11 protein-coding genes are annotated in these 15,345 nt (G+C 69.1%); 6 read left to right on the top strand and 5 right to left on the bottom strand.

Translation table 11 applies throughout. The features are described from left to right. Nucleotides 1-7: 7 nt before the first annotated feature. Nucleotides 8-667, bottom strand: coding sequence for a S24 family peptidase (locus IEY14_RS05970; protein WP_188907247.1), 660 nt, complete (start codon nucleotides 665-667; stop codon nucleotides 8-10). A gap of 186 nt (nucleotides 668-853) precedes the next feature. On the opposite strand from IEY14_RS05970, the gene IEY14_RS05965 reads away from it, so the two are divergent. Then, nucleotides 854-1,912 carry a YihY/virulence factor BrkB family protein gene (locus tag IEY14_RS05965; RefSeq protein ID WP_188907246.1) on the top strand — a complete coding sequence of 353 codons (1,059 nt, stop codon included), beginning with the start codon at nucleotides 854-856 and terminating at the stop codon, nucleotides 1,910-1,912. On the opposite strand, the gene IEY14_RS05960 is transcribed toward IEY14_RS05965, so the two are convergent. Beyond that, the gene (locus IEY14_RS05960) at nucleotides 1,909-4,113 is read right to left on the bottom strand and encodes an FAD-dependent oxidoreductase (protein WP_188907245.1); all 2,205 of its coding nucleotides are present in this window, start codon (nucleotides 4,111-4,113) and stop codon (nucleotides 1,909-1,911) included. The genes IEY14_RS05965 and IEY14_RS05960 overlap by 4 nt on opposite strands. 143 nt (nucleotides 4,114-4,256) lie before the next feature. Here IEY14_RS05960 and IEY14_RS05955 point away from each other — a divergent pair, with 143 nt between their 5' ends. Then, entirely contained in the window at nucleotides 4,257-5,039 is a 783-nt protein-coding gene (locus IEY14_RS05955) for an EAL domain-containing protein (RefSeq protein ID WP_188907244.1), read from the top strand. Nucleotides 5,040-5,066: 27 nt separating this feature from the next. Here the strand turns inward: IEY14_RS05955 and IEY14_RS05950 are convergent, their stop codons facing one another. The 3 genes from IEY14_RS05950 to IEY14_RS05940 form a co-directional block, all read right to left on the bottom strand. Then, nucleotides 5,067-6,275 carry an acetyl-CoA C-acetyltransferase gene (locus IEY14_RS05950; RefSeq protein WP_188907243.1) on the bottom strand — a complete coding sequence of 403 codons (1,209 nt, stop codon included), beginning with the start codon at nucleotides 6,273-6,275 and terminating at the stop codon, nucleotides 5,067-5,069. A 45-nt stretch (nucleotides 6,276-6,320) separates the two neighbouring features. Beyond that, on the bottom strand, nucleotides 6,321-8,117 hold the full coding sequence (locus IEY14_RS05945; protein WP_188907242.1) for an acyl-CoA dehydrogenase C-terminal domain-containing protein: 1,797 nt from the start codon (nucleotides 8,115-8,117) through the stop codon (nucleotides 6,321-6,323). A gap of 225 nt (nucleotides 8,118-8,342) precedes the next feature. Then, nucleotides 8,343-8,900, bottom strand: coding sequence for a MerR family transcriptional regulator (locus tag IEY14_RS05940; protein ID WP_244639307.1), 558 nt, complete (start codon nucleotides 8,898-8,900; stop codon nucleotides 8,343-8,345). Nucleotides 8,901-9,134: 234 nt separating this feature from the next. On the opposite strand from IEY14_RS05940, the gene IEY14_RS05935 reads away from it, so the two are divergent. The 4 genes from IEY14_RS05935 (at nucleotide 9,135) to IEY14_RS05920 (ending at nucleotide 15,334) form a co-directional block, all read left to right on the top strand. After that, the gene (locus tag IEY14_RS05935; protein ID WP_188907241.1) at nucleotides 9,135-13,007 is read left to right on the top strand and encodes a peptidoglycan-binding protein; all 3,873 of its coding nucleotides are present in this window, start codon (nucleotides 9,135-9,137) and stop codon (nucleotides 13,005-13,007) included. 179 nt (nucleotides 13,008-13,186) lie between these two features. Next, entirely contained in the window at nucleotides 13,187-14,116 is a 930-nt protein-coding gene (locus tag IEY14_RS05930) for a sulfite exporter TauE/SafE family protein (protein ID WP_188907240.1), read from the top strand. Between the two features lies 1 nt (nucleotide 14,117). After that, nucleotides 14,118-14,954 carry a TIGR02186 family protein gene (locus tag IEY14_RS05925; protein WP_188907239.1) on the top strand — a complete coding sequence of 279 codons (837 nt, stop codon included), beginning with the start codon at nucleotides 14,118-14,120 and terminating at the stop codon, nucleotides 14,952-14,954. Between the two features lie 83 nt (nucleotides 14,955-15,037). Further along, nucleotides 15,038-15,334, top strand: coding sequence for a cupin domain-containing protein (locus IEY14_RS05920; RefSeq protein ID WP_188907238.1), 297 nt, complete (start codon nucleotides 15,038-15,040; stop codon nucleotides 15,332-15,334). Nucleotides 15,335-15,345: the final 11 nt, after the last annotated feature.

The raw sequence follows: 15,345 nt of genomic DNA, 5'->3' as shown, positions 1-15,345 counted from the left end.
GCCGGCCCTATTGGCTCGCCCAGACGATGCGGGCGATCCATTCGATCTCGTCCGTGCGGAACTGGCGGTCCGGATAGTCGCGGTTGATCGAGGCGAGTTCGATGGTCTTGGCCGTGCGCCGCTGCAACTGCTTCGCCATCACCTCGCCGTCGCGGGTCTTGACGACGACGCGGTCGCCGCGCCGCACGGAGGCATTGGGCGAGACGATGATGATGTCCCCGTCGCGATAGAGCGGCAGCATGGAATCGCCGGAGATTTCCAGTGCGTAGATCGGCTCGTCGCCCACTTGAGGAAAGGCGATCTCGTCCCAGCCCTGGCCGGCCGGAAAGCCGGCATCGTCGAAGAAGCCGCCGGCGCCGGCCTCGGCGAAGCCGAGCAGCGGGATCGAGGCGATGGTCGGCGTCGCCGGGGCCTGGCCGGGATGCAGGATGCCGTGCGGTCCGCGCATCAGCGACATGAACTCGTCGATATTGGTGTTCGTCGCGTCGACGATCTTGGCGATCGACTCGGTGGAAGGCCAACGCGGGCGGCCATCGTTCGCCTTGCGCTTCGACTTGTTGAAGGTCGTGGGATCGAGCCCGGCGCGCCGCGCGAGCCCGGATGCCGTCAGCTTGTTGCGTTCCGCCAGGCCGTCGATGGCGGCCCAGATCTGCTCGTGTGAGAACACGTCGATCACCCCGCCAAAGGAAAAAGGAATAAAGTCTTGGAAAGGAGGTAAGGCGTCACTCGACTTTTGTCCAGGCGAAATCCATTTCCATCCCCGACCTTGTCCCAAGGCGGCCTACCGTCACGGGAACCTTGCTCACAATATGGCATTATCGCGGAGTTTGTCTGCCGCCTCGGAGATCCGGTGATGGGCTTGCGCTTTGGTGAAAGCACCACCGAGGAGATGCGTCGGCGGGCGAGCGAGCCGGGCCGGGGGCGGGACGCGGCCGGGCCGCTCGGCATTCCGCTGAAGGGCTGGCGCGACATCGGCCTGCGCCTCTACCGCTCCTTCTTCGAGGATCGGGTGATGCTGGTGGCGGCGGGAGCCACCTTCTACATCCTGCTCGCGCTGTTTCCGGCGGTGGCCGTCTTCGTCTCCTTCTACGGCTTCGTCGCCGACCCGCGCACCATCGCCGAACATATCGCCTTTCTCGGACAGTTCCTGCCGCAGGCCGGTACCGAGCTGTTGCAGGGCCAGCTCGAACGGCTGGTCTCGCAGGACCGCGCCTCCCTGTCGCTGACCTTCGTCGTCGGCGTGCTCGTCGCGCTGTGGAGCGCCAATAACGGCATTAAGACGCTGTTCGAGGCGATGAACATCGCCTATGGCGAGCAGGAGAAGCGCAATTTCTTCGCCCTCAACCTCCTGGCCTTCTGCTTCACGCTCGGCGCGGTGGTGATCGGCATTCTCCTGCTCGTCTCCGTCGGCGTCGTGCCGGCGGTCATGAAAATGCTCGGCCTGTCCAGCGTCTCGGATCTCGTCATCGCCTCCCTGCGCTGGCCGGTGATGCTGGTGCTGGTGATCGGCTCGATCGCGCTGATCTACCGCTACGGGCCGAGCCGCAATCCGGCGCGCTGGAGCTGGGTCTTCTTCGGCGCCGGCCTCACCTCGCTGGTTTGGATCGGCGCTTCGATCGGCTTTTCCTGGTATCTCCAGAACCTCGCCAATTACAGCGCGACCTATGGCTCGCTCGGCGCCGTCGTCGGCTTCATGATCTGGGTCTGGATCTCCTCGATTATCTTCATCATCGGGGCCGAGATCAATGCCGAGATGGAGCACCAGACGGCGCTCGACACGACCTCGCTGCCGCCGAAGCCGATCGGCATGCGCGGCGCGCGCGTCGCCGATACGATCGGCTCGTCCTCCTCGCGCGCCACGGCGAAGGCCTGGGCGGCCTTCGACCGGTTTCGCCGCCGTCCCTCGCCCTAGGCCGCCTCGGCGCCGGCCGGGGCGAAGCGCGCGTAGAAGGTCTCCTCCTTCCGCGCCATCTCCTGGAGGAGCGGCGTCGGCGCGAAGCGCGCGCCATAGCGCTTGGCCAGCGTCTCGCAGAGCTTGACGAAGGCCTTCGCCCCCATCCCGTCGATATAGGAGAGGGTGCCGCCGGTATAGGGCGCGTAGCCGAAGCCCAAGATGGAGCCGACATCCGCCTCGCGCGGATCGGTGACGACGCCTTCCTCCATGGTGCGCGCCGCTTCGAGCGCCATGGTCGCGAGGAAGCGGTGCTTCAGATCCGAGAAGTCGATCTCCTCCGCGTCCCGTGGCGGGAACATCTCCGCGAGGCCCGGCCAGAGATGCTTGCGGGCGGGTTTCGCCGGATAGTCGTAGAAGCCCTTGCCGGCCTTGCGGCCCTTGCGGCCGAGCTCGTCCACCATCCGGTCGACCAGATCCATGTGGCGCGGATCGACCGCCTCCGGCCCGGCATCGCGCAGCGTCGCCCGGAGGATGCGCTGCGACAGGTCGACCGCCACCTCGTCGTTGAGGGCGAGCGGCCCGACCGGCATGCCGGCGGCCTTCGCGGCATTCTCGATCATCGCCGGCGGCACGCCTTCGAGCAGCATCTCGTAGGCCTCGTGGATGTAGCGGAAGACGCAGCGATTGGCGAAGAAGCCGCGCGTGTCGTTGACGACGATCGGCGTCTTCCTGATCGCCTTGACGAGATCGAGCGCGGTGGCGAGCGCCCGCTCGCCCGTCTTCTCGCCGAGGATCACCTCGGTCAGCATCATCTTGTCGACCGGCGAGAAGAAATGGATGCCGACGAAGCGTTCGGGATCGGGAAAGGCCTCGGCGAGGGCGGTGATCGGGATGGTGGACGTGTTGGAGGCGAAGATCGCGTCCGCCTTCATCGCCGCCGCCGCGCGCCGCGTCGCCTCCGCCTTCACGTCGCGATCCTCGAACACCGCCTCGATGACGAGATCGGCCTCGCCGAGCGCGCCGTAGTCGGGCGTCGGATGGATGCGGGCGAGAAGCGCGTCCGTCTCTTCCCGCGTGGCGCGCCCCTGCGAGACGAGCTTCTCCATCAGCTCGCGGCTATGGGCCTTGCCCTTGTCGGCCGCCTCCTGGTCGCGGTCGATCAGCACGACCTCGAGCCCCGCCTTCGCCGCGACATAGGCGATGCCGGCGCCCATGAAGCCGGCGCCGAGCACGCCGAGGCGGCGGATCGCCTGCGGCGGCACGTCCTTCGGCCGGCGCGCGCCCTTGCCGAGCTCCTGCATCGAGACGAAGAGCGAGCGGATCATCATCGCCGCCTCCGTCGTCTGGAGCACATGGGCGAAATAGCGCAGCTCGACCCGGAGCGCCTGATCGATCGGCAGGAGCAGGCCCTCGTAGACGCATTTCACGATGGCGCGGGCGCCCGGATAATTGTCCTGCGTCTCCTTGCGATAGAGCGAGGCGACCGCCGGCCAGAGCTGCGCGCCGCCGGCCGAATAGACCGGCCCGGACGGCAGCTTGAAGCCCGGCTTGTCCCAGGGCTTCACCGGCGAGAGGCCGGCGCGCAGCAGCTCCTTCGCCCGCTCGACCAGCGCCTCCGCCTCCACCACCTCGTCGACGAGGTTCATGCGCTTCGCCTTGTCGGGCGACAGGGTCGAGCCCTTCAGCAGCATTTCCAGCGCGGCCTGCGTGTCGGCTAGGCGCGGCACGCGCTGCGTGCCGCCGGCACCGGGAAAGATGCCGACCTTCACTTCCGGCAGGCCGAGCTTGGCCTCGCGCGCCGCGACGCGCCCGTGGCAGGCGAGCGCCAGCTCGAAGGCCCCGCCGAGACAGGTCCCGTTGATCGCGGCGACGAAGGGCTTGCCGCAGGTCTCTAGCTTGCGATAGAGCCGCGACATCTGGCCGGCACGCTCGAAAAGCTCGGCGACGGCCCCGGCCGCATCGGCCCGGCGCTTGGCGTCGAAGGCCTCGAACAAGCCGCGGATCATCTTCAGGTCGGCGCCGCCGGAAAAGCTGCCGGCCTTGCCGGAGGCGATGACGGCGCCCTTGATCGCCGCGTCCCCGACCACCGCGTCGATGATCCGGTCGAGCTCGTCCATCACCTCGAATGTGAAGACGTTCATCGAGCGCCCGGGCATGTCCCAGGTGACGAGCGCGATGCCGTCGGCATCCGGCTCGAGCGTGAAGTTCGAATAGCTCATGCCTCTCTCCCGATCGGCGGCGCCGCGAGACGGCCGGCCCAATGGTTCGCCGGCTCGCGACTGCCGGGCTCGTCTTTAGTCTTTCGCAAAGAATAATCGCGATAATCGATACGAAACTTTACAATCGCGAAGGATGGGCCGGGATGACCCGCTGCACCGGATGCCAGAGCGGGGCCGCCCTGGATTTCGAGTTCTCGATGGCCTTCCAGCCGATCGTCGACGTCGCCAAGGGCCAGACCTGGGGCTACGAGGCGCTGGTGCGCGGGCTGACCGGCGAGGGGGCGGGCCTCGTCCTGTCGCGCGTTTCGGAAGAGCAGAAGTACCGCTTCGATCAGGCCTGTCGCGTCAAGGCGATCGAGCTGGCGGCGCGGCTCTTTCCCTTCGGCGAGATGCGCCATCTCTCCATCAACTTCCTGCCGAACGCCGTCTACGATCCGGCCGCCTGCCTGCGCGCCACGCTCGCCGCCGCCAAGCGCACCGGCTTTCCGTCCAACGCGATCATGTTCGAGTTCACGGAGAACGAGTCGGTCCGCGACACGGCCCATCTCCAGAAGATCATCACCGAATATCGCCGGCAGGGCTTCATCACGGCGATCGACGATTTCGGCGCCGGCTATTCCGGTCTCAATCTCCTGGCCGACTTCCAGCCCGATCTCATCAAGCTCGACATGGATCTCATCCGGGGCATCCATTACAGCCGCCCGCGCCAGGTCCTCGTCGCCTCGCTCGCCGTCGCGGCGCGCGAGCTGGGAATCACCGTGCTCGCCGAAGGCATCGAATCGCCGAACGAGGTCGAGGTTTTGAAGGCGGCCGGCATCTCGCTGATGCAGGGCTACTATTTCGCCAAGCCGGAATTCGAGCGCCTGCCGCGCGTCGCCGGCATGGCGGAACTGCCGCGCGCCACGCACGCCGCCTATTACGCCTGACGCCCGAGGGGCCGGCCGCATCGCGGCTCAGACCCGCTCGATGATGGTCGCCGTGCCCATGCCGGCGCCGATGCAGAGCGTGACGAGGGCGGTCTCCTTGTCCTGCCGCTCCAGTTCGTCGAGGACCGTGCCGAGGATCATCGCGCCCGTCGCGCCAAGCGGATGGCCCATGGCGATCGCCCCGCCATTGACGTTGATCCGCTCCTCCTCGATGTCGAAGGCCTGGATGTAGCGCAGCACCACCGCCGCGAAGGCCTCGTTCAGTTCGAAGAGATCGATGTCCGACAGCCGCATTCCGGCGCGGTCGAGCAGCTTGTCGGTGACGTCGACCGGCCCCGTCAGCATCAGCGCCGGGTCGGAGCCGATATTGGCGAAATGGCGGATGCGCGCGCGGGGCTTGATGCCGAGCATCTTGCCCGCGGCCTTGGAGCCGACGAGCACGGCGCCCGCGCCATCGACGATGCCGGAGGAGTTGCCGGCATGATGGACATGGCGGACCGCCTCGATCTCGGGATGGGCCTGGATGGCCACGGCGTCGTAGCCGGCCATCTCGCCCGCCGCCGCGAAGGCGGGATTGAGGGCGCCCAGCGCCTGCATGTCGGTCTCCGGCCGCATATGCTCGTCGCGGTCGAGGATGAGGAGGCCGTTCTGGTCCCGGACCGGGACGACGGAGCCGGCGAAGCGGCCCTCGGTCCAGGCCTTGGCAGCGCGCTGCTGCGAGCGGACGGCATAGGCGTCGACCTCGTCGCGCGAGAAGCCGTATTTGGTGGCGATGAGATCGGCCGAAACGCCCTGCGGCATGAAATAGGCGGGGAGGGCGACGGACGGGTCCATGAACCAGGCGCCGCCCGCCGTGCCCATGCCGACGCGCGACATGGATTCGACACCGCCCGCGATCACCAGATCGTCGGCGCCCTGCGCCACCTTGGCGGCGGCGAGGTTCACCGCGTCGAGGCCCGAGGCGCAGAAGCGCGAGATCTGCATGCCGGGCGCGGCGAAATCATAGGCGGCTTCGAAGGCGGCCGAGCGCGCGATCACCGCGCCGGCCTCGCCGACCGGGTCGACGCAGCCGAAGATGATGTCGTCCACCCTTGCGGTCGGGATGCCGTTGCGCTCGCGCAGGGCTTCGAGCACCTTCGCGCCGAGCCGCACGGCCGGCACTTCGTGCAGCGCGCCGTCCTTCTTGCCGCGTCCGCGCGGCGTGCGCACGTGATCGTAGATGAAGGCCTTGGGCATGCCGACCTGTCCTCCGTTCGGCCGAATAGGGGCGCGGCGCGAGGTTTAGAATGCTTCCGCCGCCAGCGCCATGGTTGAATCGGCCCCGGCCGAGATTCGGGCGAGGCGCAGCCCGGTCTCCGGCAGGAGCCGTTCCATGAAGAAGCGGCCGGTGGCGAGCTTGGTGTCCAGGAAGGCGCGGTCGCCCGCCTCGTCGGCGGCGAGCCGTTCCGTCGCGGCCTTGATCATCCGGCCCCACATGTAGCCGAAGGCGACGAGGCCGAAGAGATGCATGTAGTCGCTCGCCGCCGCGCCGGCATTGTCGGGCTTGGCGACGGCATTGCCCATCAGCCAGAGCGTCGCCTGCTGGAGGTCGTTGAGGCCCTTCTTCAGCGCCTTGGTGGTCGGGTTCAGGGCGTCGGACTGGCGGTTCGCTTCGCAGAAGGCGCCGACCTCGGCGAAGAAGGCCTGCACCGCGCGCCCGCCGTTCAGCGCCAGCTTGCGCCCGACGAGATCCAGCGCCTGCACGCCGTTCGTGCCCTCGTAGATCTGGGCGATGCGCGCGTCGCGGACGAACTGCTCGACGCCCCATTCCTCGATATAGCCGTGGCCGCCGAAGACCTGCTGCGCCGTGACGGCATTCTCGAAGCCGCGATCGGTGAGGACGCCCTTCACCACCGGCGTCAGCAGCCCGACCCAATCCTCCGCCGCCTGCCGCTCCGCCGCGTCCTCGCCGACATGGGCGAGATCGACCTTGAGGGCGGTGAGGAGCGACAGGGCCCGGCCCGCCTCGTTGAAGGCGCGGATCGTCATCAGCATGCGCCGCACGTCCGGGTGGACGATGATCGGATCGGCGGGCTTCTCCGGCGCCTTCGCCCCGGAGAGAGCCCGGCCCTGCAGGCGCTCGCGCGCATAGGCGGCGGCGTTCTGATAGGCGATCTCGCCGATGGCGAGGCCCTGGAGGCCGACGCAGAGCCGCGCGCCGTTCATCATGGTGAACATCGCGCGCAGGCCCTTGTCCGCCTCGCCGATCAGCCAGCCGGTGGCCCCGTCATAGTTCATCACGCAGGTGGCATTGCCGTGGATGCCCATCTTCCGCTCGAGGGCGCCGCAGGACAGGGCGTTCCGCGCGCCCGGCTCGCCCGAGGCATCGGGCAGGAATTTCGGCACGACGAACATCGAGATGCCCTTCACCCCGGCCGGCGCGCCTTCGATCCGCGCCAGCACGAGATGGACGATATTGTCGGAAAGGTCGTGCTCGCCGGCCGAGATGAAGATCTTCTGGCCGGAGATGCGATAGGAGCCGTCGCCGGCCGGCACCGCCTTGGTGCGCAGCAGCCCCAGATCCGTGCCGCAATGCGGCTCGGTCAGGTTCATCGTGCCGGTCCAGCGCCCTTCCACCAGCTTCGGCAGATAGACCGCCTTCTGTTCGGGCGTGCCATGGGCGGCGATCGCCTCGACCGCGCCGGTCGAGAGAACGGGATAGAGCGAGAAGGCGACATTGGCCGAGGCCATGAATTCGCTGGTCGCCGTCCAGAGCACCTGGGGCAGGCCCTGGCCGCCGAAGGCGGGATCGGCGGCGAGACCCGCCCAGCCGCCGTCGCGATAGGTGGCATAGGCCTCGCGAAAGCCCTTGGGCGCCGTGACGCTGCCATCCTCCGCCCGCCGGCAGCCTTCCCGGTCGCCGCTCTGGTTCAACGGCAGCAGCACCTCGGTGGCGATTCGCCCCGCCTCGCCGAGAACGGCCCCGGCGACGTCCAGCGGCGCGTCCCGGAAGCGCGGCAGATGGCCGAGGCGGTCCCATTCGAGGACGTCGCGGATCAGGAAGAGGACATCGTCCTGGGGCGCCCGATAGACCGGCATGTCCGAAGTCTCCCTCGCATCGCTTTGACGCTTACGTATACGTCAATATAGCGATCGGGTTCAACGGATGCGAGGTCGATGACGCGGGTTTGAGGGGGGCGAAACCATCCGAACGCGTCCTGCGGTTAACGGCGCGCCGGGGCGGCGGCAGGCGATCGGACGCGGCGGGAGAAGCGAGGAGGGCGCGCTCGGCACCCTCCTCGTCAAGGCTGAGAATGGCTGCGGTCAGCTGTCCTTCAGGCAATGCGAGACGACATCCATCGAAAGATCCATTGCCTCGATCGAAGCCTCGATCTCGCGGCGCTGGGCCAGAAGCACGTCCCGTTGCTCGGCGAAGCGCTCTATCGCGACTTCGAGCTGGCGTCGGCGCCCGTTCGGCTGGTGATAGACGTCGATCATCTGCCGGGCTTCCGTCAGCGAGAAGCCGAGCGCCTTGCCGAGCAGCACCAGGCGCAGGCGCTTGCGATCCTTGCGGGAATAGAGGCGCGTCGTGCCCCGCCGCTCCGGGCTGAGCAGCCCGCGGTCTTCATAGAAGCGCAGGGTGCGCAGGGTGACGCCGAACTCGCGGGCGAGGTCGCCGATCTTGAAAACCTGCCTGCCGTCGTCGTCGTTGTCCGATCTCTCGATTCCGAGCAGCAGCCTGACGTTCAGTTGCCCTTCGCTCTCGCCCTCATTCTCGAGGTGAGCTGCTTTTTCCATGGCATTTCCCGAATTCACCGATGCGTTTGATACGTTCCGTGACCACTTGCGACCCGATTGATGCCACTTGGATAGCGACAGCAATGAGGCAGCAGGAGAGACTTCGAACGCACACTCCAGCTTCGGTCAACTCACCCTTTCTATATGGTTAAGAATTCGACCAGCGGTTTCGTTCGCGTTAAATTTTGTTGCGTGAAGGATCAACCGAAAAGTCGAGCGACGGGTCGCGGGACCGCAGAGCGGACGAAGGAGACGAAGGGGATGGTCAGGCCGGAGGCATCCGCGCGTACCGGATACGACGATCGCAGCGAATCGCCCTTGTCGTCGCTCAGTCGAACCCTGGAATCGCTTGAGGCGCGGCTCGCCAGTCTGCCCGCCGCCCATCCGTCGCGGCGCGCCGCCCGCCCGCCCGCGCCGCCTCGTCCCTCGACCGCCGCTGCCGCCGTCGCGGCGGCGCCGGCTTCCCGCCGGCCCGCCGCTCTCGCCGATGCCGTGTCCGAGATCGTCATGCGCCGCCAGATGCTGGACGAGATGGCCGAGCGCCCGGCCGCCGAAGGCCGGCGCGACGGCCAGCCGGAGCGGCGCGCCGCCGCGCCGAGCCCCCGTTCCGCCACGCCCTCCGGCGCCGGCGTCGATCCCGGCACCCTTCTCCGCCGCTTCGCCAATCTCGCCTCCGAGGCCGAGACCCTGAACAAGGAGGACGGCAACTACCGTCTGATGACCGAGGTGGCGGCCGAGCTGCAGCGCCTGCGCGAGGAGATGCGCGAGGCCAATGCCCGCCCGCCCTTCGAGCGCAATTTCGACGAGATGCGCGCCGCCTTCGAGCAGCTGCGTCTGATGATCGAGAACCGCGAGAGCGCGGAGGCGATCGGCGACGAGCTCCAGTCGATGTCCGCTTCCCTGGCGCGGCTGACGGAGGCGGGCGCCGACCGCTCGACCCTGAACACCATGCGCTCCGAACTGGAGGAGCTGCGTCATCTCTTCCAGCATTTCGCCCGCGAGACGACGGTCGAGGCCGTCGGCGAGCGCTGGCGCAGCTTCGAGGACCGCTATGCCGTCGACGCGCAGGAAAGCCTCGCCGCCAAGGCGGAACTGAAGAGCGAGCTGGAGCGCCTGCGCGAATCGCTGCGCTCGCTCGCCCGCGAGGATCAGGTCCAGGCGGTCGAGCGCCGCTGGGACGCCTTCGAGGAACATTACCGCAGCGCGCCCGACCAGAGCGCCCTGTCGCAGTCGATCCGCGAGGAGCTGGGCGAACTGCGCGCCAAGCTCGAGACCATGATGGACGATCCGGCCGGCCCTCTGCGCGCCGCCGAGGCGCGCTGGGCCGCGCTCGAGGAACGGCTGGATCGCGGCCAGGTCGAGGAGAATATCCGCGCGCTCGCCGGGCGGATGGAGCAGATCGAGGAGAAGCTCGAAAGCATTCCGAGCAGCCTCGACCTGTCGGGCCTCGAGGAGCGGATCCGTGGCCTCGCGGCGAATTTCGAGGCGCTGTCCCGGCGCAGCGAGGAGGCCGATCTCCAGAACTTCCAGGCGCTGGAAGAGCGGCTGGACGAGATCTCGCGCGCCATCGTCACCGTGCCCGCCTTCGACATGGCCCCGATCGAGCGGATCGAGGCGCGCATCGCGGCCCTGTCCGCCCGCATCGACGGCATGAGCCTCGGCGGCCCCGACGAGCAGCTCGCGGCGCGGATCGTCGATCTCTCGGCCCGTGTCGAGGAACTCTCGGCGAGTTCGACCGGCGTCGAGCTGGCGACCCGGATCGAGGCCTTGACGCATCGCGTCGACACGGCGCTGGCCGAGCTCGAGCCGCAGCGCATCGACCTCGCCTCGGTCGAGGAGCGCGTGCGCTCGCTGGCCGGCCATCTGGAACAGGTGATCGCCGAGATCGACGTGCCGAAGCTCGACACGGCGGCGATCGAGAGCCGGCTGAACGCGCTGGCCGAGAAGCTGGAAACGGGTCCGGCCGGTTCCGCCGCCGACGAGACGGCGATCCGCTCGCTGGAGGCGCAGATCGAGCGGCTGTCGGAAAGCCTCGCCCGTGTCGGCACCTTCCAGGAGGATTTCGAGGCGGAGTTCGACCTGCGCCTCCTCGCCATCGAGCAGCGGCTGGACGAGCATCGCGAGACGCTGATCCAGGCGGCGCGCGAGGTGGCCGACGAGACCGCGCGGCGCATGCAGCAGCTGGGCGAGCAGCGCCAGGCCGAGCATATCGCCAAGCTGTCGGAAAACCTGCAACTCCTCGAAACCCTGTCGCGCCAGACGGAAGGCCGGTCGAACGACGTCTTCGAGGCCGTCCACAAGACGCTTCTGAAGATCGTCGACCGCCTGGAACTGATCGAGGCCGAGATCCCGGGCGAGGCACGGGCCGCGACCGTCGCCGCGACTGTTCCGCCGGCCGCCCCGGCCGCGATGGTGGTGACGGCGCCCGAGGCCGCGCCGGTGGCGCATGCGGCCGAAATCGATACGGATCGCTTCGACTATAACCGCCCGGCGCCGGTGGCGGCTCCGGCCCCCGACCTCGCCGCCTCGGCGCTCGGCCTCGCCGAACGCGCCCGCGAGACCCTGGCCGCCGCCAAGGCGCGCGAGGCCGCGCCCGCCGGCGGGCTCGACATGTCCGTGCCGATCGACCGCGAGGAGATGAACCGCCCGCTGGAGCCGGGGTCGGGCATGCCGGATATCGGGGCGCTGCTGGAGCGCGTCCGGGCCGCCCAGCGCAGCCGCGCCGAGGGCGTGGAGCGCCCGGCCGTGGAGGCCGAGACCCGCGCCGCCGCGCGCGAGGCCGTGAAGGCGGCGAGCGAAGAGGCCGAGAAGCTGAGCCGCGTCGCCGAGGCGCCGGAAGGCCGGGGCCTCTGGTCCATCCTGTCGCGCCGCCGCAAGGCGATCATCACGGGCGTCGTGGCGGTGATCGTCGCCCTGTCCGCCCTGCCGATGAGCAAGATGATGCTCGCCGATCCCGCAGCCGAGACGGCCTCCGCGCCGGTCGCGGCCGACGAGAGCGCCGCCGCGATCGAGCCGACGCCTGAACCCGCGTCCGTCACCGCCGAAGCCGCGCCGGCGGCCGCCCCGCTGGCGCCGGAAGGTGCCGCGCCGGTCCCCGCGGCCACCAGCGAGGCCGCGCTCCCGGCGCCGGCCGCTCCCGTGGCCTCCGAACAGGCGGCGAGCGAACCTCCGGCGCCGGTGGCGCCCGTGGCCGAGGCCCCGATGCCGGCGGCGGAGGCGACCGTCGCCGAGACCGCGCCCGCCGATGCCCCGGCGCTGCGCGACGGCAGCGAGGCGACAGCGACGCTCGCCGAGCTGCGCGCCAAGCTGCCGGCCGCCGCGCTGATCCGCACGCCGCTGCCGCCGGACGCGATCGGTCCCGTCGCGTTGAAGGATGCGGCGCGCACCGGCAATCCGAAGGCCGCCTTCGAGATCGGCCTGCGCCTGATGGAGGGCCGCGACGGCGGGCCGAAGCCGGACGAGGCGCTCGACTGGTTCGCCCAGGCGGCGCTCCAGGGCTTCGCCCCGGCGCAATACAGCCTCGGCACGCTCTACGAGAAGGGCAACGGCACGCCCCGCGATACGACGGTGGCGCGCGACTGGTACACGCTGGCGGCGAAGGCCGGCAATGTGCGCGCCATGCACAATCTCGCCGTGCTCTACGCGACGGGCATCGACGGGCGCTCGCAGCCGGAAGCGGCGGCGCGCTGGTTCGTCGAGGCGGCCCAGCACGGCATGCGCGACAGCCAGTACAATCTCGGCATCCTCTATGCGCGCGGCTCCGGCGTGCCGCGCGATCTCGTCCAGTCCTATACCTGGTTCGGGATCGTCGCCGATGGCGGCGACAGCGACGCCGCCGCCAAGCGCGACGAGATCGGCAAGTCGCTGAAGGCGGACGAGCTCGCCGGCGCCCAGGCGGCGATCAAGGCCTTCGCGCCGCAGCCGCGCGTCGAGGCCGCCAACACCGTCGACATTCCCGCCGAATGGCAGGAGCGCCGCGACCAGACCTCCTCGATCGACATGACGAAGGCGGTGCGCAACATCCAAACCATTCTCGGCCGCCTCGGCTACGATGCCGGGGCGCCGGACGGGCGGCTCGGCGAGAAGACCAAGGTGGCGATCACCGCCTTCCAGAAGGACAACGGCCTGAAGGCGACGGGCGAGATCGACGCGCCGCTGATCCGCATGCTGCTCCAGAAGAAGAACGGCTGAGGCGGGACGGGCGTCGGACGAACCCCTCCGCGATGTCGCGAAAGGGCGGTCCTTCGGGATCGCCCTTTTTCATTCTTATCCTGTAAGACCGATCAGGACCGAATCGCCTGTTCTGGGCGTCGGAGCGCGAACCGACCGAGGGGACACGCGCCGACCGCCCGCAACCCGGACGCCGCCGCTTGAGCCTCTATCTGCCCATCGCCGAGATTCCGGTGAACGTGCTGGTGATCATCGGCATGGGCGCCGCCGTCGGCTTCCTGTCCGGCATGTTCGGGGTCGGGGGCGGCTTCCTGATCACGCCGCTCCTGATCTTCTACAACATCCCGCCGGCCGTCGCCGTGGCCACCGGCGGCAATCAGGTCATTGCCTCGTCCTTCTCCGGCGCGCTGTTCCACTACAAGCGCGGCACGCTCGACATCAAGCTCGGCACGATGCTGCTCATCGGCGGCGCGCTCGGCTCGGGGGCGGGCGTCTTCATCTTCAGCCTGCTGCGCCGGCTCGGCCAGCTCGATCTCGTCGTCTCGTTGCTCTACGTTGCCTTTCTCGGCTCGGTCGGCGGGCTCATGCTTGCCGAGAGCCTGCGCGCCATGCGCCGCTCCACCAAGGGCCAGCCGGCCGATCCGCGGCGCCCCGGCCATCACAACTGGATCCACCGCCTGCCGCTGAAGATGCGCTTCCAGCGCTCCAAGCTCTATGTCTCGGTCATCCCCGTTCTCGGCCTCGGGTTCCTGATCGGCATCCTCGCGGCGGTGATGGGCGTCGGCGGCGGCTTCATCATGGTGCCGGCGATGATCTATCTCCTGCGCGTGCCGACCAATGTCGTCATCGGCACCTCGCTGTTCCAGATCATCTTCACGGCGGCGGTGACCACCGTGCTCCAGGCGGCGACCAACACGACGGTCGACATCGTGCTCGCCTTCCTCCTGATGGTCGGCGGCGTGGTGGGGGCGCAGTTCGGGGCGCGCGCCGGCCAGAAACTGCGCGGCGAGCAGCTGCGCGCGCTTCTCGCCCTTCTGGTCCTGTCGGTCTGCGTGCGCCTCGGCGTCGAGCTCGTCGTCTATCCGGGCGACATCTATTCGATCAGCCTGCCGAGCGGCGAGACGAACTGACATGCGGCGCCGGGACCTCCTCGCGCTGCTCGTCGGCGGCGCCGTCCTCGCCGCCCGGCCGGGCCGGACCGAGGAGAGCGAGCCGGCGCCGGGACAGGCCATTCCGGGCGAGAGCGCCCCTGGTCTGCCCGAAGCCTTCGAGATCGGCCTGTCCACCGAGGAGATCGTCATCGCGCCGGACTTTTCCGGCGCGCGGCTGGTGATCTTCGGCGTCCTCGACAATGCCGACGGGCGCATCATGCGCCAGGGCGGCTACGACATCGTCGTCGCGCTGGAAGGGCCGCAGGTGCCGATCGTCGTGCGCGAGAAGGAGCGCACGCTCGGGCTCTGGATCAACCAGGGCTCGGAGCGCTTCGACACGGTGCCCGCCTCCTATTCGCTCGCCGCGACGCGCCGGCTCGGCGACATCGCCGGGCCGCAGGTCCTGTCGCAGCTCTCGATCGGCATCGACAATCTCCAGATGAGCCGGCGCGCCGAAGGGCGCGCGGCGCTGCCGAACCGCGACCGCTATGCCGAGGCGGTGCGGCGCATCCGCAGCGATCGCGGCCTGTTCCGCGAGAGCTTCGGCACGGTGGAATTCGTCAGCGCCACGCTGTTCCGCGCCGAGCTCCAGCTTCCGGCCGACCTGCCGGTCGGTCGTCACGTGGCGCGCGCCTTCCTGTTCCGGCGCGGCGTCTTCCTGCGCGAGCGCACCGACACGCTCTGGGTGGTGAAGTCCGGCTTCGAAAGCACCGTCTCCAATCTCGCGCATCGCTACGGCACCTATTACGGCGTCTTCGCCGTGGCGCTGGCCATGGCGACGGGCTGGCTCGGCCGGATGATCTTCAAGCGCGACTGAGCGCCGGCCGCTTCGCGCTTGCCAGCGGCCGGGCGCCGATGAAAGGATGGCGAAAAGACCCACACCCAGCGCCGGACAAGCCGATGGCCTTCGCCTGCACCGTTCCCGCCGTTGCGACCCTTCTCGTCGACGACGAGCGGGCGAGGATCACCCGCTGGGACTTCGAGCCCGGCGCGGCCACCGGCTGGCACGAGCACACGATGGACTATGCCGTCGTCATCCTCACCGATGCCACCATGGCCTACGAGGTCGACGGCGTGGTGACCGAGGCCGAGGTCAAGGCCGGCCAGAGCTACCGCCGGCCGCGCGGCGTGAAGCACGACGTGAAGAATGCCGGCACGACGCCGCTATCCTTCGTCGAGATCGAGATGAAGGGCTGAACCTTCCGCCG

The organism is Aureimonas endophytica (genome assembly GCF_014642635.1).
GTDB lineage: Bacteria > Pseudomonadota > Alphaproteobacteria > Rhizobiales > Rhizobiaceae > Plantimonas > Plantimonas endophytica.
This window is presented reverse-complemented; position numbering and strand designations above follow the sequence as displayed.

Excerpts from the sequence above, each read along its gene's own strand:
- IEY14_RS05960 (WP_188907245.1), bottom strand. The coding sequence starts at position 4,113 with ATGAGCTATTCGAACTTCACGCTCGAGCCGGATGCCGACGGCATCGCG.
- IEY14_RS05955 (WP_188907244.1), top strand. The coding sequence starts at position 4,257 with ATGACCCGCTGCACCGGATGCCAGAGCGGGGCCGCCCTGGATTTCGAG.
- IEY14_RS05925 (WP_188907239.1), top strand. The coding sequence starts at position 14,118 with ATGCGGCGCCGGGACCTCCTCGCGCTGCTCGTCGGCGGCGCCGTCCTC.
- IEY14_RS05945 (WP_188907242.1), bottom strand. The coding sequence starts at position 8,117 with ATGCCGGTCTATCGGGCGCCCCAGGACGATGTCCTCTTCCTGATCCGC.
- IEY14_RS05950 (WP_188907243.1), bottom strand. The coding sequence starts at position 6,275 with ATGCCCAAGGCCTTCATCTACGATCACGTGCGCACGCCGCGCGGACGC.
- IEY14_RS05920 (WP_188907238.1), top strand. The coding sequence starts at position 15,038 with ATGGCCTTCGCCTGCACCGTTCCCGCCGTTGCGACCCTTCTCGTCGAC.
- IEY14_RS05965 (WP_188907246.1), top strand. The coding sequence starts at position 854 with ATGGGCTTGCGCTTTGGTGAAAGCACCACCGAGGAGATGCGTCGGCGG.